The 23513-nt window shown below is 72.2% G+C and carries 21 protein-coding genes and 2 pseudogenes; 18 read left to right on the top strand and 5 right to left on the bottom strand.

What is annotated here, in order from left to right:
• The first annotated feature begins 120 nt into the window (after positions 1-120).
• Both ACH4TV_RS45315 and ACH4TV_RS45320 read left to right on the top strand, forming a co-directional pair.
• Positions 121-1398, top strand: coding sequence for a sensor histidine kinase (locus ACH4TV_RS45315; RefSeq protein WP_398407308.1), 1278 nt, complete (start codon positions 121-123; stop codon positions 1396-1398).
• A gap of 51 nt (positions 1399-1449) precedes the next feature.
• Positions 1450-2109: a response regulator gene (locus tag ACH4TV_RS45320; protein ID WP_398407309.1), complete on the top strand. Its 660-nt coding sequence runs from the start codon at positions 1450-1452 to the stop codon at positions 2107-2109.
• A 104-nt stretch (positions 2110-2213) separates the two neighbouring features.
• Here ACH4TV_RS45320 and ACH4TV_RS45325 read toward each other — a convergent pair.
• Positions 2214-2611 (bottom strand): annotated as a pseudogene (locus ACH4TV_RS45325) (LuxR C-terminal-related transcriptional regulator); the annotation flags it as partial.
• Complete coding sequence (locus tag ACH4TV_RS45330) at positions 2605-3489, bottom strand: sensor histidine kinase (protein WP_398407310.1); 885 nt, start codon at positions 3487-3489, stop codon at positions 2605-2607. The gene ACH4TV_RS45330 and the pseudogene ACH4TV_RS45325, both read right to left, overlap by 7 nt.
• A gap of 649 nt (positions 3490-4138) precedes the next feature.
• Between ACH4TV_RS45330 and ACH4TV_RS45335 the strand changes: the two genes are divergently transcribed.
• Positions 4139-4480 carry a hypothetical protein gene (locus ACH4TV_RS45335; RefSeq protein ID WP_398407311.1) on the top strand — a complete coding sequence of 114 codons (342 nt, stop codon included), beginning with the start codon at positions 4139-4141 and terminating at the stop codon, positions 4478-4480.
• 52 nt (positions 4481-4532) lie between these two features.
• On the opposite strand, the gene ACH4TV_RS45340 is transcribed toward ACH4TV_RS45335, so the two are convergent.
• Complete coding sequence (locus tag ACH4TV_RS45340; RefSeq protein WP_398407312.1) at positions 4533-6554, bottom strand: FtsX-like permease family protein; 2022 nt, start codon at positions 6552-6554, stop codon at positions 4533-4535.
• Positions 6551-7339, bottom strand: coding sequence for an ABC transporter ATP-binding protein (locus tag ACH4TV_RS45345; protein WP_398407313.1), 789 nt, complete (start codon positions 7337-7339; stop codon positions 6551-6553). The genes ACH4TV_RS45340 and ACH4TV_RS45345 overlap by 4 nt, the downstream gene beginning before the upstream one ends.
• Positions 7340-7551: 212 nt before the next feature.
• Between ACH4TV_RS45345 and ACH4TV_RS45350 the strand changes: the two genes are divergently transcribed.
• The 8 genes from ACH4TV_RS45350 (at position 7552) to ACH4TV_RS45385 (ending at position 17270) form a co-directional block, all read left to right on the top strand.
• Entirely contained in the window at positions 7552-8739 is a 1188-nt protein-coding gene (locus ACH4TV_RS45350; RefSeq protein ID WP_398407314.1) for a sensor histidine kinase, read from the top strand.
• Positions 8736-9428 carry a response regulator gene (locus ACH4TV_RS45355; protein ID WP_398407315.1) on the top strand — a complete coding sequence of 231 codons (693 nt, stop codon included), beginning with the start codon at positions 8736-8738 and terminating at the stop codon, positions 9426-9428. Before ACH4TV_RS45350 ends, ACH4TV_RS45355 begins: the two co-directional genes overlap by 4 nt.
• Positions 9429-9715: 287 nt before the next feature.
• Positions 9716-10540 (top strand): hypothetical protein, encoded by an 825-nt coding sequence (locus ACH4TV_RS45360; RefSeq protein ID WP_398407316.1) that lies wholly within the window; start codon positions 9716-9718, stop codon positions 10538-10540.
• 439 nt (positions 10541-10979) lie between these two features.
• Positions 10980-11759 carry a polysaccharide deacetylase family protein gene (locus ACH4TV_RS45365; RefSeq protein ID WP_398407317.1) on the top strand — a complete coding sequence of 260 codons (780 nt, stop codon included), beginning with the start codon at positions 10980-10982 and terminating at the stop codon, positions 11757-11759.
• Between the two features lie 225 nt (positions 11760-11984).
• Entirely contained in the window at positions 11985-14714 is a 2730-nt protein-coding gene (locus tag ACH4TV_RS45370; protein WP_398407332.1) for a LuxR C-terminal-related transcriptional regulator, read from the top strand.
• A 117-nt stretch (positions 14715-14831) separates the two neighbouring features.
• A complete protein-coding gene (locus ACH4TV_RS45375) occupies positions 14832-16469 on the top strand; it encodes an MFS transporter (RefSeq protein WP_398407318.1) in 1638 nt (545 codons plus the stop codon).
• 43 nt (positions 16470-16512) lie between these two features.
• On the top strand, positions 16513-16944 hold the full coding sequence (locus ACH4TV_RS45380) for a hypothetical protein (protein WP_398407333.1): 432 nt from the start codon (positions 16513-16515) through the stop codon (positions 16942-16944).
• A gap of 128 nt (positions 16945-17072) precedes the next feature.
• Complete coding sequence (locus tag ACH4TV_RS45385) at positions 17073-17270, top strand: hypothetical protein (protein ID WP_398407319.1); 198 nt, start codon at positions 17073-17075, stop codon at positions 17268-17270.
• Between the two features lie 258 nt (positions 17271-17528).
• On the opposite strand, the gene ACH4TV_RS45390 is transcribed toward ACH4TV_RS45385, so the two are convergent.
• Positions 17529-18170, bottom strand: coding sequence for a potassium channel family protein (locus ACH4TV_RS45390; RefSeq protein ID WP_398407320.1), 642 nt, complete (start codon positions 18168-18170; stop codon positions 17529-17531).
• A 233-nt stretch (positions 18171-18403) separates the two neighbouring features.
• Between ACH4TV_RS45390 and ACH4TV_RS45395 the strand changes: the two genes are divergently transcribed.
• The 7 genes and pseudogenes from ACH4TV_RS45395 to ACH4TV_RS45425 all read left to right on the top strand — a co-directional run.
• Positions 18404-19066: an HdeD family acid-resistance protein gene (locus tag ACH4TV_RS45395; protein WP_398407321.1), complete on the top strand. Its 663-nt coding sequence runs from the start codon at positions 18404-18406 to the stop codon at positions 19064-19066.
• Between the two features lie 141 nt (positions 19067-19207).
• The gene (locus ACH4TV_RS45400; protein ID WP_398407322.1) at positions 19208-20578 is read left to right on the top strand and encodes a hypothetical protein; all 1371 of its coding nucleotides are present in this window, start codon (positions 19208-19210) and stop codon (positions 20576-20578) included.
• Between the two features lie 3 nt (positions 20579-20581).
• Positions 20582-21583, top strand: a complete 1002-nt coding sequence (locus tag ACH4TV_RS45405; RefSeq protein ID WP_398407323.1) for a ribonuclease BN — start codon at positions 20582-20584, stop codon at positions 21581-21583.
• 72 nt (positions 21584-21655) lie between these two features.
• Positions 21656-22117 carry an SHOCT domain-containing protein gene (locus ACH4TV_RS45410; RefSeq protein ID WP_398407324.1) on the top strand — a complete coding sequence of 154 codons (462 nt, stop codon included), beginning with the start codon at positions 21656-21658 and terminating at the stop codon, positions 22115-22117.
• 81 nt (positions 22118-22198) lie between these two features.
• Entirely contained in the window at positions 22199-22642 is a 444-nt protein-coding gene (locus tag ACH4TV_RS45415) for a hypothetical protein (RefSeq protein WP_398407325.1), read from the top strand.
• A 120-nt stretch (positions 22643-22762) separates the two neighbouring features.
• Entirely contained in the window at positions 22763-22963 is a 201-nt protein-coding gene (locus tag ACH4TV_RS45420; RefSeq protein WP_398407326.1) for a hypothetical protein, read from the top strand.
• 198 nt (positions 22964-23161) lie between these two features.
• Positions 23162-23513 (top strand): annotated as a pseudogene (locus ACH4TV_RS45425) (hypothetical protein); the annotation flags it as partial.

Genomic DNA, 23513 nt, shown 5'->3' on the forward strand with positions numbered 1-23513 from the left:
TCCCGCAGCCCGCCCTGTCCGGGGTACAGCAGGCTGTACCCCGGCCCTCGACCCGCGGTGAACTGACGGGCGTCATAAGGTCGTTCGCAGCAGTTCGCAGCAAGGGGAGGGGGAGAGCGGATGGCGGTCCAGCAGGACCCGACGGCAGCCGGTGACCGGCGGGTGGGCCTCGGGGACACCGTCGTACGGACCGCGCGTGCGGCCGGCACCGCGCTCGCCCAACTCGCCTCCGGGCTCGGTACGGCCTTCCTGGCACTGCTCCTGCTCCTCTGGCTGGCCGTCACCGCCGTGACGAGCCTGGCCGGGGTGGGACTGCTCATGGCACCCGCGGTCCTGGGCGCGCTGCACGCCCTGGCCGGCCGGGAGCGCGACCGGCTCGGCCGCCGGGGTCCCGAGGTCATCGCCCCGGAGCCTCCGCCGACGCGACTACGGCTCGCCCTGGTCGACCCCACCACCCGACGGGAGCTGCGCTGGCTGGCCCGGCACGCCACCCTGGGCTTCCTCCTGGGGCTCCTCGGCGTCCTCCTGCCGCTCGTCGCCGTACGCGACAGCCTCTTTCCGCTGTACTGGAAGCTCCTGCCCGACGACTCGACCGCCACCTCCGTGGGCATCGGCGACGCGCACGCCTGGCCGGACGCGCTCGCCGTGGCCATGCTGGGCGTGGGCTGGATCGCCATCATCCTGGGGCTCGGCCCCGGCATGGCCCGCTCGCAGGCCCGGCCCGGACGTCTGCTCCTGGCGGCCGGGCCGGAGACGGATCTGTCGCTCCGCGTCGCCGAACTCACCGCCACCCGTGCCGCCGCCCTCGACGCCCACGCCACCGAACTGCGCCGCATCGAGCGGTCGTTGCACGACGGCACCCAGAACCGGATCGTCTCCGTCACCGTCCTGGTCGGTGCCGCCCGCCGCATGGTGGCCCGCGACCCGGCGGGCGCCGACGAGCTCCTCGAACGCGCCCAGTCCGCCGCCGAGCAGGCCCTCGCGGAGCTGCGCACGGTCTCCCGGAGCATCCTGCCCCCGGTGCTGGCCGACCGCGGGCTGGCCGGCGCGCTCTCGGGGCTGGCGGCGGAGTGCGCGGTGCCGTGCCGGACCGACGTCGACGTACCCGAACGCTGTGCCGCCTCCGTCGAGGCGACCGCCTACTTCGTCATCGCCGAGGCCCTGACCAACATCGCCAAGCACAGCGGCGCCGCATCCGCCACCATCACCGCGCGCAGCCGCGGCGGGCGTCTCCACCTGTGCGTCGAGGACGACGGCCGGGGCGGCGCGGACGAGGACGGCGGCTCCGGCCTCACCGGCATGCGCCGCCGGATCGCGGCGCACGACGGCACCCTCTCCCTGGCCAGCCCGCCCGGCGGCCCGACAACCCTGAAGGCGGAACTCCCCTGTGGACTGTGACATGCGGACCGATACGCGGATCGACATGCGGACCGGCATGCGGAGCGTGACATGCGGATCGTGATCGCCGAGGACGACGCCTTGCTGCGCGAGGGCCTCGCCCTGCTGCTGCGCGCCGAGGGCCTCGACGTGGTGTCCACCGCGGGCACCCCCGACGAGGCGCTGGCCGCCATCGACGAACACAAGCCGGACGTCGCCATCCTCGACGTACGGATGCCGCCGACCCACACCGACGAGGGGATCGTCGCAGCGGTCGAGGCCCGGCGCCGGCGGCCCGACCTGGCCGTCCTCGTGCTGTCCGCATACGTCGAGCAGTCCTTCGCCACCGAGCTGCTCACCGGCGGTGTGAACGGCCTCGGCTATCTGCTCAAGGAACGCGTCGGCCGGGTGGAGGAGTTCCTGGACGCGCTGCGGCGAGTGGCGGACGGCGGCACCGCCATCGACCCCGAGGTCGTCGCCCAGCTCTTCACCCGCTCCCACCAGGACACCCGCCTCGACCGGCTCAGCCCCCGCGAGCGGGACGTACTCGCCCTGATGGCCGAGGGGCTCGGCAACACCGCCGTCGCCGAACGGCTCGTCGTCACCGAGGGCGCCGTCCACAAGCACATCCGCAGCATCTTCGCCAAGCTCGACCTGTCACCGACGGACCGGGTGGACCGGCGGGTCGCCGCGGTCCTGCGGTATCTGGAGGACCTACGGCGACCGGCCTGAGCACACACCCGAGCACACACCCGGGCACACAGCGGTGCGATCGGGTCCGCGCAAGGCCGGCCGCACGACGAATCGCGCTCAGACCGTTCCGCGCGGCCTGACCAGCCGCTCTCGTACGCCAGGATCGTGGCCTGCGCCCGGTCCCGCAGGCCCAGCTTGGACAGCAGGGCGTTCACATGGGTCTTCACGGTGCCCGTGGCAACTCCGAGCGCGGCCCCGACCTCGGCGTTCGTCAGGCCCGACGCGATGTGCAGCAGCACCTCCCCCTCGCGTGGCGTCAGGGAGGACAGCGCACCCGTCACGGACGGCGGCTGCGGGGCGCCCCGCGCGAAGGTGTCGATGAGCCGGCGGGTCACGGTCGGGGCCAGGATGCCCTCTCCGGCGGCGACCACACGGATCGCGGACAGCAGGTCCTCGGGCAGGGCGTCCTTGAGCAGGAACCCGAGGCCCCGGCGCGCAACGCCTCGTACAGGTAGGCGTCGAGGTCGAAGGTGGTCAGGACTTCGTCAGGGCCTCGCGGACGATCCCGTGGACCGCCTCGGCCGCCGGACCGGCCAGGTCGGCGGGGAGCACGGCATCGATGGGACGCCCCAACCGGCCGAATCCGGCGATGAGTTCCTCGATACGCGCGGTCATCGGACGTGGGTCAGGACGGTCGACGTCGCGCAGCAGACCGACGAGCCGTTGCAGCGCCGTCAGGGTCTCGGTGCCGGTCCGCTCGGCGAACGACAGCGCCTCGGCCGTCAACTCGGGCCTGCTGCCGCCGAGTCGTCGCGCGGCGTCGGCCGTGATGACGACGGACGTCAGGTGATGGGCGCTCACGTCGTGCAGTTCGCGGGCCAGCCGCCGCCGTTCGGTGTCGCCCGCCCGCCGCCGGGTCTCTTCCGCGCCGGCCAGCCGACGGGTCGCGAGGAGCCGCCCCTTGAGCCACTGCCGTCGAGCCTCGCCGAGCCCCACGCAGACGACGTACACGAGCGCGCCGAGCGCCAAATCCGAGGCGGCCGCGGGCCGGACTCCGACCTGGACGAGCGACAGAAGCCATTCGGCACCCACGGCAGCGGCGACCGCGCGTACGGTCACGGGCCCGGCGCAGCGGACCGCGACCGAGTACAGCGCGATCGGCGCGCCCATCCCCAAGTAGCCGTCCTGCCATGCCACTTGGCCCACCAGGAGCGAGCCGAGGGACCAGGCCAGGGCCAGGACCGGCGCCTGCCGTCGGCGGCCCAGCGCGGCCGTCTCGACGACCACCGCGCCCAGGACGGCGACCAGTGCGGCCGCCCCGGGCACCTCCGCGCCGGCCAGGCCGGCCACGGGCCACAGCCAGGCGAACTGTGCGGCCGCGAGCAGCGCGGGGAGCAGCCAGTTGCGTATCGTCTCCATGTCGCTGCGAGCGTAGGGCGGGTACGAGGGCGCTACACCGGTCCCAGGTACGAGGCCGCTCTCTACCCTCCGGCAGAGACGCCGTTCGTGCCCGCGGCCGATGTGGGGACACGGGCCTGGTGAAGGTGCCGTCCGGCAACAGCTTCCCGTGCTCCCCCTGGACGAGGGCGGTGCGGGGCAGACGTACCTGGTCGAAGCTGGTGACACAGTGGTCCACCGGGCTGCCGACACGCTCCGGAAGCATCGTCACGGTGACACCCGGGAGGGGCCCCCGGCGGTCGCTCAGCGGGGTCAGGAACAGGAAGACGCCCTGGTCGCGGTCGTCGACCAACAGCCGGGCCGCCACCACCGCGCTCTTCGGCCCGCCGGCGGGGCTGGTGTTGGGCATGTACTTCTGCGCGCCCTCGTGCGGGGTGTGCAGCACGAACTCGTCCCACTCACGGTCGTATCGGGCGACGGTTTCCAGCGCCGCCGCGTCGTTGCCGTGCGCGCGCTCCGTGCACAGAAAGGTGCCGGTGCGGGCCAGCGTGACGAACTCGGTGAGGTCCCGTGCCGGTGACGAGGCGTCGTCGAGCAGGCTGCCGAGGAACAGGTTGTAGTGGATGCCGGCCACGGTGGCCGTCGCCCCGTCCACCACCGAGGTCCACTCGTGCAGGGCGGCCAGGGCGCGAGGGTCCTGGGCCAGGTCCTCCGGGCACAGCACCTCCTCGTTCAGGGCGCGCAGCCGGTCGTACGACAGCTGCCACCGCTCCTCCACCCGCGTGCCGGCGCGATGGCGGAAGAGGTCGGTCGCGACCGCCTTGCGCCAGTGGCCGTGGTCGTCCGGCCCCGCGTCGCCGTCCCGGAAGAGGATCTGGGCCAACTCGTCGAGGCGGGGGGCGAGTTGCGTACCGCCCTGACTCTGGCTCTGACCTTGACCGTGCATATCGGTATTGATCAACAGGTCCGGCACAACGAGGCAGCCGGGTGTACAGAAACCGTCATGGCGTAAACAGCCGGTTAACGGTCCACCACCGCCGAGACGGCTCCGAGGCGGGCCCGTGCTACTCACGGGGGCCCGACTGTTCCGTGACCGATCTCAGCAGAGGCCGGCTGAGCGCGCCGGCCGCCAGCAGTCCCGCGACGCCGGCGCCGAGACACAGGGCGAGCAGGGTCAGGCCGCCGGTGTCGATGCTTGAGCCGCCGCCGAGGGTGAGCGGGGCGGCGGTGAAGAGGCCGGTCAGGACGGCTCCGCCGGCGAGGACCGCCACGGGGAGGAGGGTCTCCTTGCGGCGGGCCGCGTCGAGGGTCCGCAGCGGTGTTCCCGCGAGGCGGAGCAGGCCGTAGGTGCGGCGGCGGTCCAGGACGGAGGAGGCCGCGGTGATGCCCGCGGAGGCGATCGCGGTGACGAAGGTGACCCCGAGGATGACCCGGGTGGCGGCGGAGAAGTCCCGCGTGAACAACTCGCCCGACCAGTTGACGTCGGTTCCGGTGACCGGGTACTGGCCGGGTACGAGGGATGTCAGCGCAGTGCGGGCGCGGTCCAGTTTCTCGGTGCCGCCGGGCACGGTGGCCACGACCTGCACGGTGTCCTCGCCGTTCCCCAGGGCGACCCAGTCGGTGTCCGTGCCGACGGTGGCGGTGATCCCCGCGTGTTCCAGGCGGTGCCGCGCCTCCTGTTGGACGACGGCCGCCCGGCTCTTCGGGACGGCCACGGCGAGGGTGTCCGGATGTCCCCAGGGCGAGATGCCGGAGACCCCGAAGAGCGCGAAGAACCCGGCCACGAATCCCGCGAGGGTGAGCCCGGAGACCGTACGCCAGCCGCTCTTGGGATCGTCGAGCAGGCGGCGGCCGGCCAGCAGGGTCGCCGGTTTCCGAGCGTGTGCGCAGATGATCCGCCCGAGGACGCCGACCACCCACGGGCCGATCAGGGACAGGGCGAGGAAGACCAGGGCGAAGAACACCAGGGGGCCGTTGACATCACTCTTGTGCTCCTGGGTGTACAAGCTGTAGCCCACGATCACCGCGACGAAGGCCAGGGCGCGCAGGAAACTCATGCGGGGTGGCTGGGACCGGCGGGCCACGCCCAGCGGGCCGACGACGACCTGGCGCAGCCCGACGAGCGCGCTGACGACCACCATGGCGACGACACCGGCGAGTACGGCGAGCAGCACCGGGAGCCCCACCCACAGGTCTGCCGCGTACCAGGAGCCGCCCGCCACGGACACCTGAGCGGTGGCCGGCAGGAGCAGTCCGTATCCGAGGGTGCCCAGCAGTGCGCCCGCCGCGCCGGTGAGGGCGGCCTCGGCGGCGGTCATCCCGGCGATCCGGCCCGGGGTGGCGCCGATGAGCCGCAGTGCGGCGAGGCGCTGGTCGCGGCGGGAGACCGACAGGCGGGCGGAGGAGGCGCCCAGGACCAACAGGGGTACGACGACGAGGATGGTGGCGATCTTCGCGAGAGCCACGTACCCGCTGCCGATGCCGTCGGCCGAGCGCTGTCCGGTGAAGTCGGCGACCCTGGTGGGGGTGACGGTGTCGCCGGGGCGGCGCGGATCGACCTCGCGCGGGGTGGTGACGGCGGCGGCGGTCGGCCTGTGGCCGACGAGCGCGACCAGTTCGCCGGGGTGGGCCACCGCGTCGCGGCCCAGGGTTCCCGCCACGGTGCCGGGGACGGGATGCCGGTCGGCGGGAAGGCGGTGGAGCAGGTCGGCGAGGGCCGGGGACACCCACACCTCGCCCGGCTCGGGGAAGCGGGGCATGCCGGGCGGAGCGGGGGCCTTCCTGCCCGCGAGCTGTGCCACGTCGACGACCGTGACGGGGGTACCGCCGCTGAAGGTGGTGCCGACCGCCTCGACGGCGACCGGAGCCGCGGACCTGACGGGGGTGCGCCAGTCGATGCGGTCCGCTCGCTGCTGGAAACCGAGGTTGACGGCCACGCAGATCAGCAGGAGCCCGGTACTGATGGCGGCCGCGGCGACGGACAGCGAGGTGGCCAGCAGCCCGGTGCGGCCTCCGGCGCGGGTCAGCCGCCAGGTCAGGGTCCAGGTGGTGCGGTCCAGGGCTTTCCTCGGGTTCGGGGCCCTCATCGGTCGTACCTCGCGTCCGCGTCGAAGCCGGCCGGGTGTCCGGGCGTGCCCCAGGCGGCGGGGGCTACGGCGGTCGTGGCTCCGGCCGGCGTTCGGTGGTCCTCGGCCAGGCGGCCGTCGCGGACCCGGACGGTGCGATCGCACCAGCGGGCCACGTCCTCGTCGTGGGTGACCACGACGAGTGCGGCTCCCTGCCTGCGGGTGGTGGTGACCAGCAGGTCGATGACCTCCATGCCGGTGGCCTGGTCCAGTGCGCCGGTGGGCTCGTCGGCGAAGATCACCTGCGGGCTGCCGACCAGCGCGCGGGCGATGGCCACACGCTGCGCCTGCCCGCCGGACAGCTGTCCGGGCCGGCGCTCCTCCATGCCCGCCAGGCCCAGCGGCGGGAACCACTCCCGCGCCGTCTGGACCGCCTGGCGGCGAGGCATGCCGCCGAGCATCAGCGGCAGGGCCACGTTCTCGTCGGCGGGCAGCTCCGGCAGCAGCTGGCCGGACTGGAAGACGAAGCCGAAGCGGGTCCGGCGCAGCTCACTGCGGTGCGGCTCGCCCAGCTGGTCCACTCGCTCCCCCGCCAGCAGCACCTGGCCCTCGTCGGGGCGTTCGATGCCGGCCAGGCAGTGCAGCAGGGTGGACTTGCCCGACCCGGACGGGCCCATGACCGCCAGCGACTCGCCCGCCGAGACGGACACGTCGACACCGGCCAGGGCCCGGGTCAGGCCGTAGGACTTCTTCAGACCGGCGCCCACCAGGACGGGGGAGGCGATGGTCGTGCGGTACGGGTTCATCGGGCGGCATCCACGGTGACGAGGGCGCACAGGACGAGGCACAGCCCGGCGAGCGCCGCCAGGGCCACTTGGAGAAAGCTGAGAATCTGCATGCCGTCGACGATCCCGCCGGACACGCGTGCCTGTCCTCGGCCGCGGGGCCGGTCCGGGGTGGCCGGCATCGGCCTGCAGGCCGACCCGCTGCCCGGCCGTACCTCCGTACTCTGTGCGGCGTGGAACCCGATACTCCGCTCTCCCCGGCCGTCCAGCGCGCCATCACGGTCTCCCTCTGCGTGGGCCTGGCCCTGGTGTGGCTGTTCGACCTGGCGGCCTACTACGACCCGCAGACCCGCTGGTCGAGCTGGCTGACCCTGGTCTCCGGCCCCCTCGCCGCCGCCGCGCTGCTCCGTCCCGCCCGCCGGCCGGGCCCCGAATGGCGGGCCGGCGCCGCCGCGCTGGGCTCCCTGGCCCTGACCGTGGGCCTGTATGCATATGCCCGTCTCAACAGCGGTACCTGGGGCCTGCTGGAGACATTCGCCCTGCTCGTGCTGCTCTCCCGGACCGCGCGGCGGGTGGAACGCCCTGCCACCGCCATAACGCTGTCGGTGGCGCTGGCTGCCGCGGTGATCGCCTTGCCGCTGCGCTGGAGCACGGGCCCCAACATCTCCGAGTACTCCTTCGTGCTGACGTTCGCCGTCGGCGGCGCCGCGGGCCTCGGTTGCTATCTGCGTCTCCTGGACGCCCGCCGGGCCCATGCCGTGACCTCCGTACGCCACAACGAGCGGCTGGAACTCGCCCGGGAACTGCACGACTTCGTCGCCCACCACGTCACCGGCATCATCGTGCACGCCAACGCGGCGCTGGTGATCCAGGAGTCCTCGCCGGAGCAGATCAAGCCCCTGCTGGAGGGCATCTCCCGAGCCGGCGGGGAGACCCTGGACTCCATGCGCCGTCTGGTGCGGGTGCTGCGCGAGGACGACCATCAGGCGGCCCGCCCGGGTGAGCTGCCGGCCGAGCTGAAGCGCCTGGTCTCCGCGTTCGCCGAGAACGGAACCGACGCGGCGCTGTACGTCGCGCCCGAGGTGCGCAGGATCCGGCTGGCTCCCGAGGTGGAGACGTCCGTCCACCGCGTGGTGCAGGAGGCACTGACGAACGTACGCCGCCATGCCCACGGTTCGGACGTCGTCGTCCGCCTCGAACTCGACTCCCGGGGTCACCTCCGGGTGGAGGCGCGCAACACGGCTCCGCAGACGCGCGTCACGGTGCCGACCGGCGGGCGGGGCGGCTTCGGCCTGGTGGGCCTGCGGGAACGCGTGGAGGCCGTGGAGGGGTCGCTGACCAGCGGCCGGACAGCGGACGGCGGCTGGTGCGTGAGTGCCGAATTCCCCGTCCTGGCGGCTGTGGAAGGATCGCCGGTATGAGCGACGGCAGCGATCGGAACGCCCCACGGACGCGGGTACTGATCGCGGACGACCAGGAGATGGTCCGTACCGGCTTCCGGCTGATCCTCGGCACCCAGCCCGACCTGGAGGTGATCGGCGAGGCGGCCGACGGCGCCGAGTGCGTCGAACTCGCCCGTCGGCTGCGTCCGGACGTGTGTCTCGTCGATATCCGTATGCCCAGGCTGGACGGTCTGGAGGTCACCCGGGCCCTGGCCGGGCCGGGCGTCACCGACCCGCTGCGCGTCGTCGTGGTGACCACCTTCGACCAGGACGACTACGCCTACACCGCCCTGCACAACGGCGCCTGCGGCTTCCTCCTCAAGGACGCCGGCTCCACCCTGCTGATCGAGGCCGTGCGCTCCGCCGCCCGCGGGGACGCCCTGGTCTCCCCCGCCATCACCGTCCGGCTGCTCAAGCACCTCGCCGGGCGGCGGCCGCCGGCGACGGTCCCGCATCCGCTCTCCGAGCGGGAACTCGACGTCGTACGTCTGGTGGCGGTGGGCCGCACCAACCAGGAGGTCTGCGGCGAGCTGTACGTGTCGCTGGGCACGGTCAAGACCCACCTGGCCAACATCAAGGACAAGCTCGCCGTGCGCAACCGCGTCGAGATCGCCGCCTGGGCCTGGGACACGGGCCACGTGCACGACCGCCAGCTGCCGTCCGCCTGACCTGCGGAGCACGGGCCTGCCCGACCTGCCCGACCGGCCGGGCAGGATCGGCGGTCCGGACGGGCCGGGCGGGATCGGCGGTCCGAACGGGAGCCGGCCCGAGCGGCGTTGCCCAACTGGCGTTCGCAGAGCAGGTGTTGCTGTGTCACCGCTGGGCAACGGCGGTGTCCTGAAGGGACGACGGGTGTGACCTGCGGGCTTCGGGGGCCCTCATAGTGATCACAGAGCGGGAAACGGTGGAAACGCCGCCGGCTCCCTGCTGATTCCGCCCCCGGAAGGAACCTCCCGTGAAGAACCGCCACCTGCGCAAGGCCGTTGTCACCGCCGCCGCGATCACCGCCGGCCTGCTGATGACGGCCTGTCAGAACGGCACCGCCGACAGCTCGTCCGACAAGAGCGCGGCGACCCCGGTGGCGGCCGCGGAGAAGGCGGCGGACTCCAAGGGCGTCAGCGGCTCGTTCAAGGACGGCACGGTCACCTATCTCGCGCCGGGCAAGTACGTCGTGTCCGTACCGGGCAAGGAGGGCCAGCAGTTCCTGGTCGCCGAAGACACCGAGGTCTACGGCGGCGGCACGATATGCGGCGACGCGGGCTCCAAGCTGGACGCGCCGTGCACGCTCGACCAGTTGGAGGCGGCCCTCAAGAAGGGTGCCGTGAACGCCGACGTGGAGATGAAGGACGGCGTCGCGACCCTGGTGATCGAGCGCCGCGCCGCCCAGCAGGACTCCGGGTCCGACACCGACAGCACTCCCGCCCCCGGCTCGGACTCAGACAGCACTCCCCCCGCCGACTCCGACTCCCGCGACACCGTCATCGAGGGCGTCAACGAGGGCAAGGGCGTCAACGGAACCTGGTTCGGCAACGTGTCCTTCGTGGCGCCGGGCAAGTACAGCGTGTCCGACACGAAGGGCACCGAGCAGCAGTTCCTCGTCGCCGATGACACCAAGATCATGGGCTACGACGACATCTGCGAGGCCGTGAACACCGGCCCCGGCGGCGAGGGCGGCGTCGAGTGCACCGAGGCCCAGCTGGAGGCGGCCGCCAAGAAGGGCTTCTCCGCCGAGGTCGTGGTCAGCAACGGCATCGCGACCAGCATCACCGACGACCACTGAGCGGAGGCCGTTTTCCCACCAGCTCCAGAATGACGCCCCAGGTCAGTGACCTGGGGCGTTTGCGTGGGCCTGGGCCGCACCAAGGCGTTTCCCGTACCCGGGCAAAACCGCGTTGCTCGTTACCCTCGGCGACCGGCTGCCGGCCATGACGCCGCCCGCCCTGGCCGACATCCCGCCGGGGCACGGCGCCGTGGTGCGCGTGGGCAGATGGCGGTGCGCCGTCCACCGGGACGAGAACGGCTCGCTGCACGCCCGTTGGAGAGGCGCGACCTCCCGGAGGCGTGAAGTCCGTCCGCTGCTCGTCCGGTTGTCCGGGAACCACTCCGGGTTTGTCCTTGATCGGTAACGGGCGCATCCCGGGGCCGCTGTTCCTCGTCCTGCCAGTTGGTCGCGAGGTGACCAAGGGGTCGGCGAGGAACTGCGGGAGAGCGGGGCGGACATGGCACAGGCGCGGCACAGCGGCGGACGGGGCTGGTACGGCAAGGTACTCGGCGCGGCGCTCGGGGTGACGCTGCTCGCCACCGGCGCCTCGGTGTGGACCGCGCAGGCCGGCGCCGTCGGCGACTCGGCGCCGAAGGCGGCCGCACCGGCCAAGCCGGCCAGTGCCGTCAAGCCGGTCGCGGTGACCATCGTGCACGCCTCGGACAAGGGGGCTCGCGGCGTCAACATCACCGTCGACGACGGCCCCGACCCCGTGTGGACCCCCCAAGTACTCGACGTACTGCGGGAGTTCGGGGTGAAGGCCACGTTCTGCATGGTGGGGACGCAGGCGCAGGCCCACCCGGACCTCGTGAAGAAGGTGGTCGCGGCCGGGCACCGCCTGTGCGACCACTCGGTGTCGCACGACACCACCATGGACAAGCAGTCCCAGGCCTACCAGTCGCAGCAGATCCTCGACGCCGAACGCATGATCACCGAGGCGTCCGGGGGCGTACGACCGATGTACTACCGCGCACCCGGCGGCGCCTTCACCCCGTACAGCCGCACGCTCGCCGCCTCCCGCGGCATGCGCCCGCTCGGCTGGAACGTCGACACCAAGGACTTCGAGCGCCCGGGCACGGACGCCATCGTCGCCACCGTCGAGCGGGAACTGCCCAACGGGCCGACCCTCCTCTTCCACGACGCGGGCGGCGACCGCTCCCAGACCGTCGAGGCCCTGCGCCAGATCCTCCCCCGGCTCACGGCAGAGGGCTACTCCTTCGGCTTCCCCGTGCACTGAGCCCCGGACCTGGTTCACCCCGGACCGCCGCGCGCGTAGGCCGGAGGACTGGGATGCTGGGTGCGAAAGCGTCGCTCATGGCATGACCCCGATGAACAGGGGGTGGTGAGTACCGTGACGGGGAACCCCGAGAACGCCGAGAACGCTGGGCACATCGGGCACGCCGGAAACGCTCAAGGACCGGCCGTACCAACGGTCCCCGCGGCTCCGGCCGCGTCGGCCGTTCTGGACGCCGATCCCGTGGGGGACCCGTTTCTGCGCACCCGGTTCGCCCTCCCCGCGAGGCCCTCCACCTTTCTGCGCCGACCGCGGCTCGTACGGCATCTCGACAAGGCGCTACGGACACCATTGACGCTGGTCAACGGCTCGGCCGGAGCGGGCAAGACCATGCTGGCCGCCGACTGGGCCGCCGGACTGCGGCAGCCTGCCGCGTGGCTCACCGTCGAAACGGGGGACCGGCGGCCGGGCGTTTTCTGGGCGTACGTCCTTCAGGCCCTGCGCGCCTGCGGTGCACCGGTTTCCGACGCGGTCGGGTGCCCCGCGGACGCGACCCGGGTGGACCACAAACTGCTGGCGCTGCTCGCCGCGGAGTTCGACGACCGCGACCGGCCCACGGTCGTCGTGCTCGACGAGTACGACCGCGTGAGCGATCCCGAGATCGCTGAGCAGCTGGAGTTCGTCCTGCACCACGCCGGGCGGGGTCTGCGCCTGGTCCTCGTCACCCGCACCGAACCGCTGCTTCCGTTGCACCGTTACCGGGCGGCCGACGAGCTGACGGAGATCCGCGCCGCCGAGCTGGCCTTCACCTCCGAGGAGGCCGGGGCACTGCTGGAACTGCACGGTCTCAGCCTTCCGGAGCCCGCCGTGGACGCCCTGGTGGACCGTACCCGGGGCTGGGCCGCCGGCCTGAGCCTGTCCGCGCTGACCGCCCGGGAGAGCGCGGACCCGGAGCTCTATCTGAAGGAGTTCGAGGCCGACCGCAGTACGGTCGCGGACTTCCTGACGGCCGAGGTCCTCAAGGGGCAGTCGGAGGAGGCGCAGGACCTGCTGCTGTGTGTCAGCGTCCTGAACCGCTTCTGTCCCGAGCTGGCCGACGCGCTGACCGGGCGGACCGACGCCGAGCCGATTCTTGCCGGGCTGCACCGCGAGAACGCGTTCGTCGAGCACCTCGGGCACTCGTGGTATCAGCTGCATCCGTTGTTCGGGGAGATACTCCGGGCCCATCTGCGGGTGCGTCTGCCCGGCCAGGAGCCGGAACTCCACGGGCGGGCCGCGCGGTGGCTGCGCCGTTCGGGATTCCTGCGGGAGACACTCATCCACGGCGCCGCCGCGGGCGACTGGGACTTCGCCGCCGGTGCCCTCGTCGACGACCTGGCGATCGGCCAGCTCTTCACCGGCCTGCGCTCGGGCGAGCTGACCCAGGTGTTCTCCGGTATGGGACCCGAGGCCAGGAGCCCCGCGACAGACCTCGTACGGGCGGCCCGCGATCTGTCCCAGTGCGACCTCGACCGCGACCTCGACCGCGGTCTGGCCTGCCTGAGCCGCGCCGAGGAGCAGCTGAACGGGGGGCGGCTGGACGGGCAGCGGCTGAACGGCGACGCGCCCGATCTGACGGCCGCCCGGCTGAGCTGTGTGCTGCTGGAGGCACTGGCCGCCCGGCTGACCGGTTGTCCCCCACGGGCCGAGAGGGCCGCCGAGGCGGCCGCCGGACTGCGGCAGGAGGTCCCCGAGCGGCTTCTGGACGATCACCCCGAACTCACCGCGCTCCTGCTGACCCATCTGGGCTCGGCACGTCTGTGGGCCGGGCGTTTCGAGGACGCTCGCGCCGCCCTGACCACCGTGGCCGGCACCCCTGGCGGAGCCTCCACCGTGCTGCCCCGGGAGGACTCGATGGGGCACCTGGCGCTGCTCGACTACCTGAACGGCTGGATCGGCAGGGCCGAGCGCAAGGCCCTGGCGGCGGTGTCCGAGGCGGAGCGGGCCGGCCTGCCCCAGGCCTCCGGCTCCGGCATCGGACGACTGGTCCTGGCCGGCGTGGCCGTGGACCGCCATGAACTGGACCGGGCCCAGGCCTTCCTCGACGAGTCGGCCCCCCTCCACCCGGGGAGGCGTGATCCGGTACCGGCGGCGGGACGAGCCCTCGTCACAGCTCGTCTCCTGCTGGCCAGAGGCGACACACGAGCCGCCGTCGAGGCGGCGGACGCGGCGGTGTCCGCCGGCGTGGCCTCCCCCTGGGCGGCGGGCCACAAGGCGCTCGTGGACTCCGCCGCCCACCTGGCCGAAGGACAGCCTCAGCGGGCCGTCGACGTGCTCCAGGGCGTGTCCGGCGATCAGCCGGTGTGTGCCGTTGAGGCCGCGCAGATCCTGCTCGCCGCCAGCCGTCCCGGGGAGGCGATCGACCTGCTCGACAGCGTCCGCGCCGAGGGCCGTACCGGTCCGGCGGTGACCGTCCGGGCAGCGCTGGTGAGGGCGCGGGCAGCGGTGGAGGCGGGGGACGACACCACCTCCCGCAAGCTCGTCGGGCAGGCGCTCCTCGACGCCCGGCGCGAGCGGCTGCGGCGTCCGTTCCTCGATGCCGGCCCATGGCTGGGGCCGCTCCTGGCCTCGGCACCGCTCCAGGAGCTGGCCGCGGGCTGGCTCACGTCCGACCGGTCGCGCCACGGTGAACGGCCCCGCCCGGAGACCCGGTCCGCACGTTCCACGCAGTCCGTGCAACCCGTGCAGCCCGTGCAGCCCGTGCAGCAGTCCTCGCCGCTCGTCGCCGTGGAGCTGAGCGCACGCGAGCGCGACGTCCTGCGGCGGCTGGCCCTGATGATGTCGACGGAGGAGATCGCCGCGGACCTCTTCGTGTCGGTCAACACGGTGAAGACCCATCTCAAGAGCGTCTTCCGCAAACTGGCCGTGAGCCGGCGGGGCGACGCGGTACGCCGCGCCCGCGAACTCCGGCTGCTGTGACGTTCCCCCGGAACGGGTGAGGCGCGGCCCGGGTGCCCGGCATTCGATGGGAGCGGCAGCGGGGTATCCGTCGGCCGCCGGTACCCCGGGCCGACCCGACTCAGCGAGGTGGACACCTTGAAGCACTGGCGGGCTCTGATCGTTCTCGGTACGGCTCAGTTCCTGATGGTCCTGGACACCTCCGTGATGAACGTGTCCATCAGCCAGCTGGTGGAGGACTTCGACACGGAAGTCACCTCCATCCAGGCCATCATCACGTTGTACGCGCTGGTCATGGCCGCTTTCATGATCATCGGCGGCCGGTTCGGGGACATCCTGGGACGTCGCCGCATGTTCCTCGTGGGACTCGTCGTCTACGGCACCGGGTCGGCCCTGACCGCCGCGGCTCCCACCCTCTGGGTCCTCGCACTGGGCTGGTCGGTCATCGAGGGACTCGGCGCCGCCATGGTGCTGCCGGCCATGGCCGCGCTCGTCGCGGAGTCGTACCACGGGCGGGACCGGGCCGTCGCCTACGCGGTCCTCGGCGGCCTCGCCGGCGCGGGGATCGCGGTCGGCCCGCTGCTGGGCGGCTGGGTGACGACGTATCTGACCTGGCGGCTGGTCTTCGCCGGCGAGGTCGTGGTCGTCCTGGCCGTCCTGTTGTGCCGCCGGGTGATCCCGACGCCCGCCCCGCCCGCGCGGCGCCCCCGGCTGGACTGGGTGGGTGCCCTGCTCTCGGCGGCCGGGCTGGGACTGGGCGTGCTCGGAGTGCTCCAGAGCAGCACCTGGGGGTGGGTGGAGCCCCGCAACCCCCCCTTCACCGTCTTCGGCTTCGCGCCGACCCTGTTCGTCATCGCCCTCGGGGTGGTCGTCCTGGCCCTGTTCCGGCACTGGGAACGACGGCGCGAGGCCCAGGGCACCGATCCCCTCGTACACCTGTCCCTGCTGGGCCGACCCGTACTGCGGTCCGGCCTGCTGACACTGCTGAGCCAGAACCTCATCCTGCTGGGGCTCTTCTTCACGATCCCGCTGTACCTGCAGGTGGTTCAGGGGTTCAACGCCTTCGAGACGGGGCTGCGGCTGCTCCCGGTGTCCATCACCATGCTCGTGGTCTCGCTGTGCGGGTCCTCGCTGGGCCGGGTGATGGGGCCCCGGCGGGTGGTCCGGCTGGGTCTGCTGATCCTGGCGGGGGCCATCGTGTGGCTGCTGGCCACCATCGACCCGGTCATCGACAACGCGATGTTCGCCTGTGCCATGGCCCTGCTGGGCGTGGGTGTCGGCCTGCTCGCCTCGCAGCTGGGCAACGTCGTCCAGTCGAGTGTCGGCGAGGAGGAGCGCAGTGAGGCCGGAGGGCTCCAGTTCACGGCACAGAACCTGGGTTCCGCGCTGGGCACCGCGCTGATCGGGTCGATCCTCATCGGCGCGCTCGCCCACGCCTTCACCTCGCAGGTGGACGACAACCCGCAGCTGTCCGAGGAGACGCGTCAGCAGGTCGGTGTCTCTCTCCAGTCCGGGATCAGCTTCGTCTCCACCGACCAGGTGCGCTCGGCGGCCGAGCAAGCCGGGCTGCCGTCGTCCCAGGTCGACGCCGTCGCGGATTCCTACGCCACCGCTCAGCTCGACGGCCTGAAAGCGGCGATCCTGGCCACCGGCGGCATCGCTCTCGCCAGTTTCCTGGTCACCTCGCACCTGCCGACCGGCCGGGAAGGCCGCCGACGGCAGCCGGACACCGACGCTGCGGCCGGAGCCGGCGGTGCGACCGGTGCGACACGCTGAGCGCCGGGCCGGCGCGGACTACACGGGCGGGGTGTACGGATCCATGCTCGCGGCCTCCGTGGTGATCGGCGCCGGCGAACTGGGGTCTTTCCCGCGCCTGGAGCTGGTGCTGCTGTTGCTGCTCACCGGAACCGTCTTCTGGATCGCGCATGTGCACGCCCAGCTGTTCGGGGCACATCTCGCGCAACAGCCTCTGGACCGCCAGGTCGTGCTGCGCGTGTTCCGCGACGAGTGGCCGATCGCCAAGGCCGCCGTCCCGCCGGCCGCCGCGGTGGCCGCCGGCACGCTCCTGGGCCTGGACCTGGACGGTTCCCTGTGGCTGGCCGTCTGCGTTGCCGTTGCCGGGCAGGTGGGCTGGTCCGTGGCCGCGGCACGCCGCGCCCACGCCTCCAGGCGGCTTGTGGTCGCCACCGCCTCGGTCAATCTGCTGCTCGGCCTGCTGATCATTTCGTTCAAGCTCGTTCTGACGCATTGATCCATGTCGTACGGCGCCTGGCGACGGTCACCTGCACCGGGTGAGGCCCGAAGGGAGCACCGGGGCGGACGATCGCAGAGTAGAAGTTCCGCCCGACTGTGCCGGACTGTTCCAAGGAAGGACAGCTCGTGCGCTACGAGATCCGAGTCGAGGGACACCTGTCGGAAGCGCTGGCCAAAGCCTTCCCGGAGCTGAGCCACGTCATGATGTCCGGCCAGACCGTCCTGTTCGGCCCGGTCGTGGACGAGGCGCACCTGTACGGGCTGCTCGCCCGCTGTCAGTCGCTGGGCCTGCGCGTGATGGAGATGCGGCAGCTGCCGGAGTGACGGGAGAGGGACGGGACCGGGACGGGGCAGGGGCGGGTCCTCAGAGCAGCCGGAAACTCAGGGGGTGGGCGTCCCCGCAGAGCTGCACCAGAGCTGCACCAGAGAGCTGCACCTGGCGCCCGGTGCGGGCATGCGGTCCTAGCGGATCGGCACCAACTCCGGTACCTGCTCGGCCGGCTGACGCTCTGTCACCTCGACATCACCTCGACCGGGTCCGGTCGTCGCTGCCCCGTCTCGCGGTGAAAGCACCGGGTACGGTCATGGTCCGGCCTCCTGATCCGGGGGCCCGGGATCAGTACCGGAACGCGACTGCGCCGACGGCTCGCGGCCCTTGCGGCGCAGCCCCGCCTGGACCGCGCCCGCCAGCACCCGTGCGGCGACGCCGACGAGCAGCAGCCCTCCCGCCATCTGCAGCATCGCCAGCAGGCGCCCCGTCTGGGAGCGTGCGGTGATGTCCCCGTAGCCGACGGTGCTGAACGTGGTGAGAGCGAAGTACAAGGCGTCCGTCCTGGTCAGGGGCTCGCTGAACGAGCCCGGAGCGGAGCGTTCCAACAGGTAGTAGGCACCGGCGAAGAGGACCAGGAACAGCACCAGCGTGGCGGCCAGGGCCTCGACGGCCTTCAGCCGGGGGTAGGCCGAGCGCACGATGCTCCGTACCTCCCACGAGAACACCAGCAGCACCGCCACCAGGCCGCCCACGAGCAGCGCCGTCGTGCGGGCCGTGCCGCGATCGTCAAAGGGCAGCAGGTAGTAGGCGGCGACGAGACCGACGGCGATGAACACGGTGCGGGCGAGGGCCGCGAACGCCGCCCACCGGCCGACGCGCAGCCGTCGGTGCCGCCGAGGCTCGCCCGGTGGGGACCCGGTGCGGTCCGTACGGGCATCGCGGGCATCGCTCATCTCGTCTCTCTTCGATCTTCGATCCGGCGGGTCGGCGGGCCGGCCGTTGGTCAGGACGCGGTACGTCCGGTTCGCCGGCTGGTTCCACCTCATCTCCGTGGCGGGCCCGACGGATCACCCGTCGCGGGTGATCCAGTCCCCGGCGATGGGCGGGACTCTGAAGCGGCCAGTTCCTGGTGCACCGCCTCGTAGGCGATACCGGAAACGAGCACCCGATCACGCGAGGAGAAGCCATGACCATGCCGCGCGGTCCGGCATCGCGTACCGAACCGGAACACGTGCCCGACAGGGCGGCCCTCGATCCGATGGGAGATCCCGCGCGGGCGCTGGCGAGGCTCGGCCGGTCCTGGACCTGGATCATGGGCTCGGCGGTCGCGACGCTGGTGCCGGGTGTCCTCGTGCTGGTCTGGCCGGACGAGACCCTGCACGTCCTGGCCGTCCTCTTCGGCCTGTACCTGCTGACGATCGGGGCGTTCCGGTTCGTGGCCGTCTTCGCCCGGGAAGGGCACGGCGAACGGCTCCCGGAGCTGCTGATGGCCGTGCTGTACGTCCTGGCCGGGGTGCTGTGCCTGCGTAACCCGCTGCAGACGATCGCCGCGCTCTCCCTGATCGTCGGGGTTGTCTGGCTGATGTCCGGCGTCCTCACCCTCTACACGGCCCTCGCCACCGAGAACCTGCCGCACCGTGGCGTCCTCCTGGGCACCGCGGTGCTCGGCATCGTCGCGGGGATCGTGGTGCTCGCCCTCCCGGCCGAGTCGGCCCGCGCCCTGACCCGGCTGCTCGGCCTCTGGCTGGTCCTGCTCGGACTGGCCGAGGCGGCGGTCGCCCTCGCATGGCGGGCCGCACTCCGAAGAACACCCACCCCCGCCCCGCACAGCCCCACCGAAACCGGCTGACCCCTCGGGCCCGCGGGGTCGGCCGCAACGGTCCGGCACCCCGAGCCGCCGCTTCGGCGGTGGGCGCGGCCGAGCACGGCGGTCGTAGCCGGCACGGCACACACAAGGAGCCGCACGACGCGCGCGACGAGAGGAGCACCCATGAACCCGGCCTCGACCCCCGATTCACCGGACCCTGGCGGAGCCGCGCCTCCCGGTCACCACGTCGTGACCGCCGAGGAGAAAGCGGAGTACGACCGACTGCGCCGGGCCGCGAAGGTGCGTCACCGGGGACTGCGCCGGACCGGCGCCTCGGTGCTGCTCCTGCTGACGTTGGTACTCGCCCCGCTGGCCGTCGTCGCGGCCTGGGTGCAGGCCACGGTCTCCGACACCGACAGGTACGTGGAGACCGTCGCGCCGCTCGCCTCCGACCCGGCCGTGCAGGACGTCGTGATCAACCGGCTCACGGACCGCGTGGTGGAGAACGTGGACGTCGAGGCGGTGACGGATTCGCTCACCAAGGTCCTCCAGGACTCCGGGGCACCACCCCGCGTCGTGGCGGGGGCGGACTCCCTCGCCGGTCCCCTGCGCAGCGCGGTCAGGTCCGTCGTCGACCGCGCGGTCACCCGCGTGATCACCGGTGACGTCTTCCAGCAGGCGTGGGAGGGCGCCAACCGGCGGTCGCACGCCGCGGTGGTGAACATGCTCACCGGTGACAGCAAGGGGGCCGTGCGTGCCCAGGGCGACACCGTCAGCCTGAATGTGGGTGACGTCATCGACCAGGTGAAGCAGCGTCTCGTCGACGCGGGCTTCGAGAAGGCCTCCGCGATCCCGGACACCGACAAGACGGTCACGCTGTTCCACACCGAGAAACTGGCCAAGGCACAGGACACGATGCGGCTGCTGGACATCCTCGGCACCTGGCTGCCCGTACTGACCATCGCGATCGCCGCGCTCACGGTGTGGACGGCTCCGTCGCACCGGCTGATGCTGGTGATCACGGCGCTCGGCATCGGCGTGATGATGGTGGTGGTGCTGGTCGCGCTGGCAGTCCTACGCCGGGTCTATCTCGACTCGGTGCCATCCTCGGCACTGCCCCCGGACGCGGCCGCGGCGATCTACGACACCTTCATCCGCTTCCTGCGCAACAGCACCCGCACTCTGCTGATCATCGCGGTGATCACGGCGCTGGCCGCGTACCTGTACGGTCCCGGCCGCCTCGCCCGCGCCGTCCGCTCGACCGCGGACCGGGGCACGACGGCCGCCGGCCGGGCACTGGGCCACACCCGAGTGCGCACCGGACCCGTCAGCCACTGGCTGGCCGAGCACCGCAAGTGGACCACCGGCATCGTCATCGGGGCGGGAGGACTGTGGCTGCTCCTGTGGAACTACCCCACGGTCGCATCGGTGGCCATCGTCCTCTGCGTCGTCCTGGCCGCCCTGATCCTCCTGGCGGTCCTCGCCGCCGCGGAACCGGCCGACGGCACGGAGGCCGAGGCGGAATCCGGCGCGCCGAACCGGGCGACCCCATAAGCCATGGCCGGGACCTCCGGCCCCGGCCCGGCGCCGCGCAGACATCCGGCGGGACACGGGCCAAAGGCCGGCCCCAGGCATACGTCCAGGCCCGGGCGCACACCGCGACGCGGGCGCGGAGACGGGAGCCGGCCCACCGACGAGCGCCGGCGTACGGCGAGGCGGGTCGCGGCGAGGCTCCGCTCCGGAGCCCCGGCCCGGCTGCTGACCCGCCTGACGGCACTCAACCTCGTGGAGGGCTCCGTACGGCTGGCCGCGCAGGCGTTCCTCACCGTGCTCCCGCTGCTGATGACCATCGCGGCGTTCGCCCCCGGCTGGGTGCACGACCTGCTGGCCGACTCCCTCAGCGCGGTTCTGGGAGTACGCGGCGACACGCTCGACGAGGTGCGTCGGGTCTACTCCGCCACCGGCCCCACCAGGGACTCCGTCGGGGCTGTGGGCGTCGTGGTGACGCTGCTGTCCGCCACGGCCCTGAGCCGGGCGCTGCAGGCGGTGTGCGAGCGGTGCTGGCACCTGCCGCGCGCACCGCTGCGGGCCGTGGTCGGACGCTGGCTGCTCTGGCTGCTCGTCTGGCTGGTCTTCCTCCTGGTCCAGGCACCGCTGCGCGACGGGTTCGGCGGGGGCGCGGTGACCGGGCTGGCGCTGTCGGTGCTCTCGGCGTCGCTGATGTGGTGGTGGTCCCAGCATCTGCTGCTGGGCGGCAGGATCGGCTGGTGGGACCTGCTGCCGGGGGGAGTGCTGGCGGGCGCCGGCACGGTCCTGCTGAGCCAGGCCGCCCGCCTGCTGCTGCCCACGGCCATGGAACGCAGCCTCGACGAGTTCGGCGCCCTGGGCCCCGTGTTCACGTTCCTGTCCTGGCTGATCGCCGTCTTCCTGGTGGCCGTCTCGGGCCTGGCCCTCGGCGAGTACGTCGCCTCCACCTCCTGGTACCCGGCGGCGCCCGCGCGGCGCGCACACTCACCCGCGCCGGGTGAGGCCGACCGGCAGCCGCCGTGGGCACGCTGAGAACGCCGGACAACCGCTCCGACGACGAAAGACGGACGACTGACTGCTGACGACCGACGACGGAGGACGGACATGACCGCACAGACCTACCTGGCGTACGACTATCCGCTGCTGAGCGCCTTCTGGACCATGCTCGTGTTCTTCCTGTGGATCATGTGGTTCGTCCTGCTCTTCCGGATCATCACCGACATCTTCCGCGACGACAGACTCAGCGGCTGGGCGAAAGCCGGCTGGCTGGCGTTCTGCGTCCTCCTGCCCTTCCTGGGCGTGTTCGTCTACGTCATCGCCCGTGGCAGGAACATGGGCCGTCGGGAGATAGCGCAGGCCCGCGACCAGCAGCGCGAGTTCGACACCTACATCAAGCAGACCGCGGGCGGCGGCACCAGCAGCGTGGACGAACTCGCCAAGCTGTCCGAGATCCGAGCCCACGGCGACATCACGGACGAGGAGTTCCGCAGGGCGAAGGAACTGGTCCTGACCGGCAACGCTCCGGCCGGGCACTCGGGCCCTGCCTCCCATGCCTCCGGCCGCTGAGCAACAACAACAACAGCAACAGCAACAGCCAGACCGTCCGGACCGTCCGGACCGTCCGGACCACACGAATCGAGGCACGAGATGACCGCGACACACACTCGGCCGGCACACACGGCGAAGCAGGAATGGGCAGGCGGCCTGACGGCCTTCGCGGCCGTGATGCTCTTCCTCGTCGGCGTGCTGGACATCTTCCGGGGCATCATGGCGATCGCCGAGGACGACATCTTCGTCACCACACGTCAGTACGTGTTCGAGTTCGACCTGACCGGCTGGGGCTGGGTCCACCTCGCCCTGGGGGCGGTCGCCGTGATCGTCAGCATCGGGCTGTTCGGGACCGCGACGTGGGCACGCGTCGCCGGCGTCGCCATCGCCGGACTCGTCGTCATCGCCAACTTCCTCTCCCTGCCGTACTACCCGGTCTGGTCCGTCGTGATGATCGCGCTCTCCGCCTTCATCATCTGGGCCCTGTGCGTCGTCCAGCGCGACCCCTACCGCTCGTCCGAGCGCATGCCGAACGACAGGTGAGAACCAGGAACACGAGGGGAGCGGGCGAGTCGGAGGCCACGGCCGGCACGAAGGCAGTGCCGGACGTGGCCCCGGCTCGCCGTGCTCGCTCTGCCGTCACCCCCGCACGTGCATCGGGCGATGGACGGGGCGGATGCGGACCTTCTCAGCAGGTCGGGCGAAATCGGCTGCGGTTCGGCAGCGCCCTGCAGGGGCGCGGGGAACTGCGCGACCAGCCACGACGGTGCCGCAGCGGGCACCCCCGTGGCCCACGACGACTACCCACAGCTGACCGGCGCGCTGAGCGACATCATCGAGGCACTGCGCGGCGCCGCCGACTGACCGCCGCCCGGCTGCCGTATCGCCCAACTGGCGTCCGCAGTGCAGGTGTTGCTGTGTCACCGCTGGGCAACGGCGGTGTCCTGAAGGGACGACGGGTGTGACCTGCGGGCTTCGGGGGCCCTCATAGTGATCACAGAGCGGGAAACGGTGGAGACGCCGCCGGCTCCCTGCTGATTCCGCCCCCGGAAGGAACCTCCCGTGAAGAACCGCCACCTGCGCAAGGCCGTTGTCACCGCCGCCGCGATCACCGCCGGCCTGCTGATGACCGCCTGTCAGAACGGCACCGCCGACAGCTCGTCCAACAAGAGCGCGGCGGACGCGGCGACCCCGGTGGCGGCCGCGGAGAAGGCGTCGGGCGCCAAGAACTCCAAGGGCGTCAGCGGCTCGTTCACGGACGGCATGGTCGCCTATCTCGCGCCGGGCAAGTACGTCGTGTCCGTGTCGGGCAAGGACGACCAGCAGTTCCTGGTCGCCGAAGACACCGAGGTCTACGGCGGCGGCACGATATGCGGCGACGCGGGCTCCAAGCTGGACGCGCCGTGCACGCTCG

This window comes from Streptomyces sp. NPDC020898, from assembly GCF_044333925.1.
Taxonomy (GTDB): Bacteria; Actinomycetota; Actinomycetes; order Streptomycetales; family Streptomycetaceae; genus Streptomyces.

Coding starts and splice junctions, on each gene's coding strand:
- ACH4TV_RS45315 (WP_398407308.1), top strand. CDS start 121: ATGGCGGTCCAGCAGGACCCGACGGCAGCCGGTGACCGGCGGGTGGGC.
- ACH4TV_RS45320 (WP_398407309.1), top strand. CDS start 1,450: ATGCGGATCGTGATCGCCGAGGACGACGCCTTGCTGCGCGAGGGCCTC.
- ACH4TV_RS45330 (WP_398407310.1), bottom strand. CDS start 3,489: ATGGAGACGATACGCAACTGGCTGCTCCCCGCGCTGCTCGCGGCCGCA.
- ACH4TV_RS45340 (WP_398407312.1), bottom strand. CDS start 6,554: ATGAGGGCCCCGAACCCGAGGAAAGCCCTGGACCGCACCACCTGGACC.
- ACH4TV_RS45345 (WP_398407313.1), bottom strand. CDS start 7,339: ATGAACCCGTACCGCACGACCATCGCCTCCCCCGTCCTGGTGGGCGCC.
- ACH4TV_RS45355 (WP_398407315.1), top strand. CDS start 8,736: ATGAGCGACGGCAGCGATCGGAACGCCCCACGGACGCGGGTACTGATC.
- ACH4TV_RS45365 (WP_398407317.1), top strand. CDS start 10,980: ATGGCACAGGCGCGGCACAGCGGCGGACGGGGCTGGTACGGCAAGGTA.
- ACH4TV_RS45380 (WP_398407333.1), top strand. CDS start 16,513: ATGCTCGCGGCCTCCGTGGTGATCGGCGCCGGCGAACTGGGGTCTTTC.
- ACH4TV_RS45390 (WP_398407320.1), bottom strand. CDS start 18,170: ATGAGCGATGCCCGCGATGCCCGTACGGACCGCACCGGGTCCCCACCG.
- ACH4TV_RS45395 (WP_398407321.1), top strand. CDS start 18,404: ATGACCATGCCGCGCGGTCCGGCATCGCGTACCGAACCGGAACACGTG.
- ACH4TV_RS45400 (WP_398407322.1), top strand. CDS start 19,208: ATGAACCCGGCCTCGACCCCCGATTCACCGGACCCTGGCGGAGCCGCG.
- ACH4TV_RS45405 (WP_398407323.1), top strand. CDS start 20,582: ATGGCCGGGACCTCCGGCCCCGGCCCGGCGCCGCGCAGACATCCGGCG.
- ACH4TV_RS45410 (WP_398407324.1), top strand. CDS start 21,656: ATGACCGCACAGACCTACCTGGCGTACGACTATCCGCTGCTGAGCGCC.
- ACH4TV_RS45415 (WP_398407325.1), top strand. CDS start 22,199: ATGACCGCGACACACACTCGGCCGGCACACACGGCGAAGCAGGAATGG.
- ACH4TV_RS45420 (WP_398407326.1), top strand. CDS start 22,763: ATGGACGGGGCGGATGCGGACCTTCTCAGCAGGTCGGGCGAAATCGGC.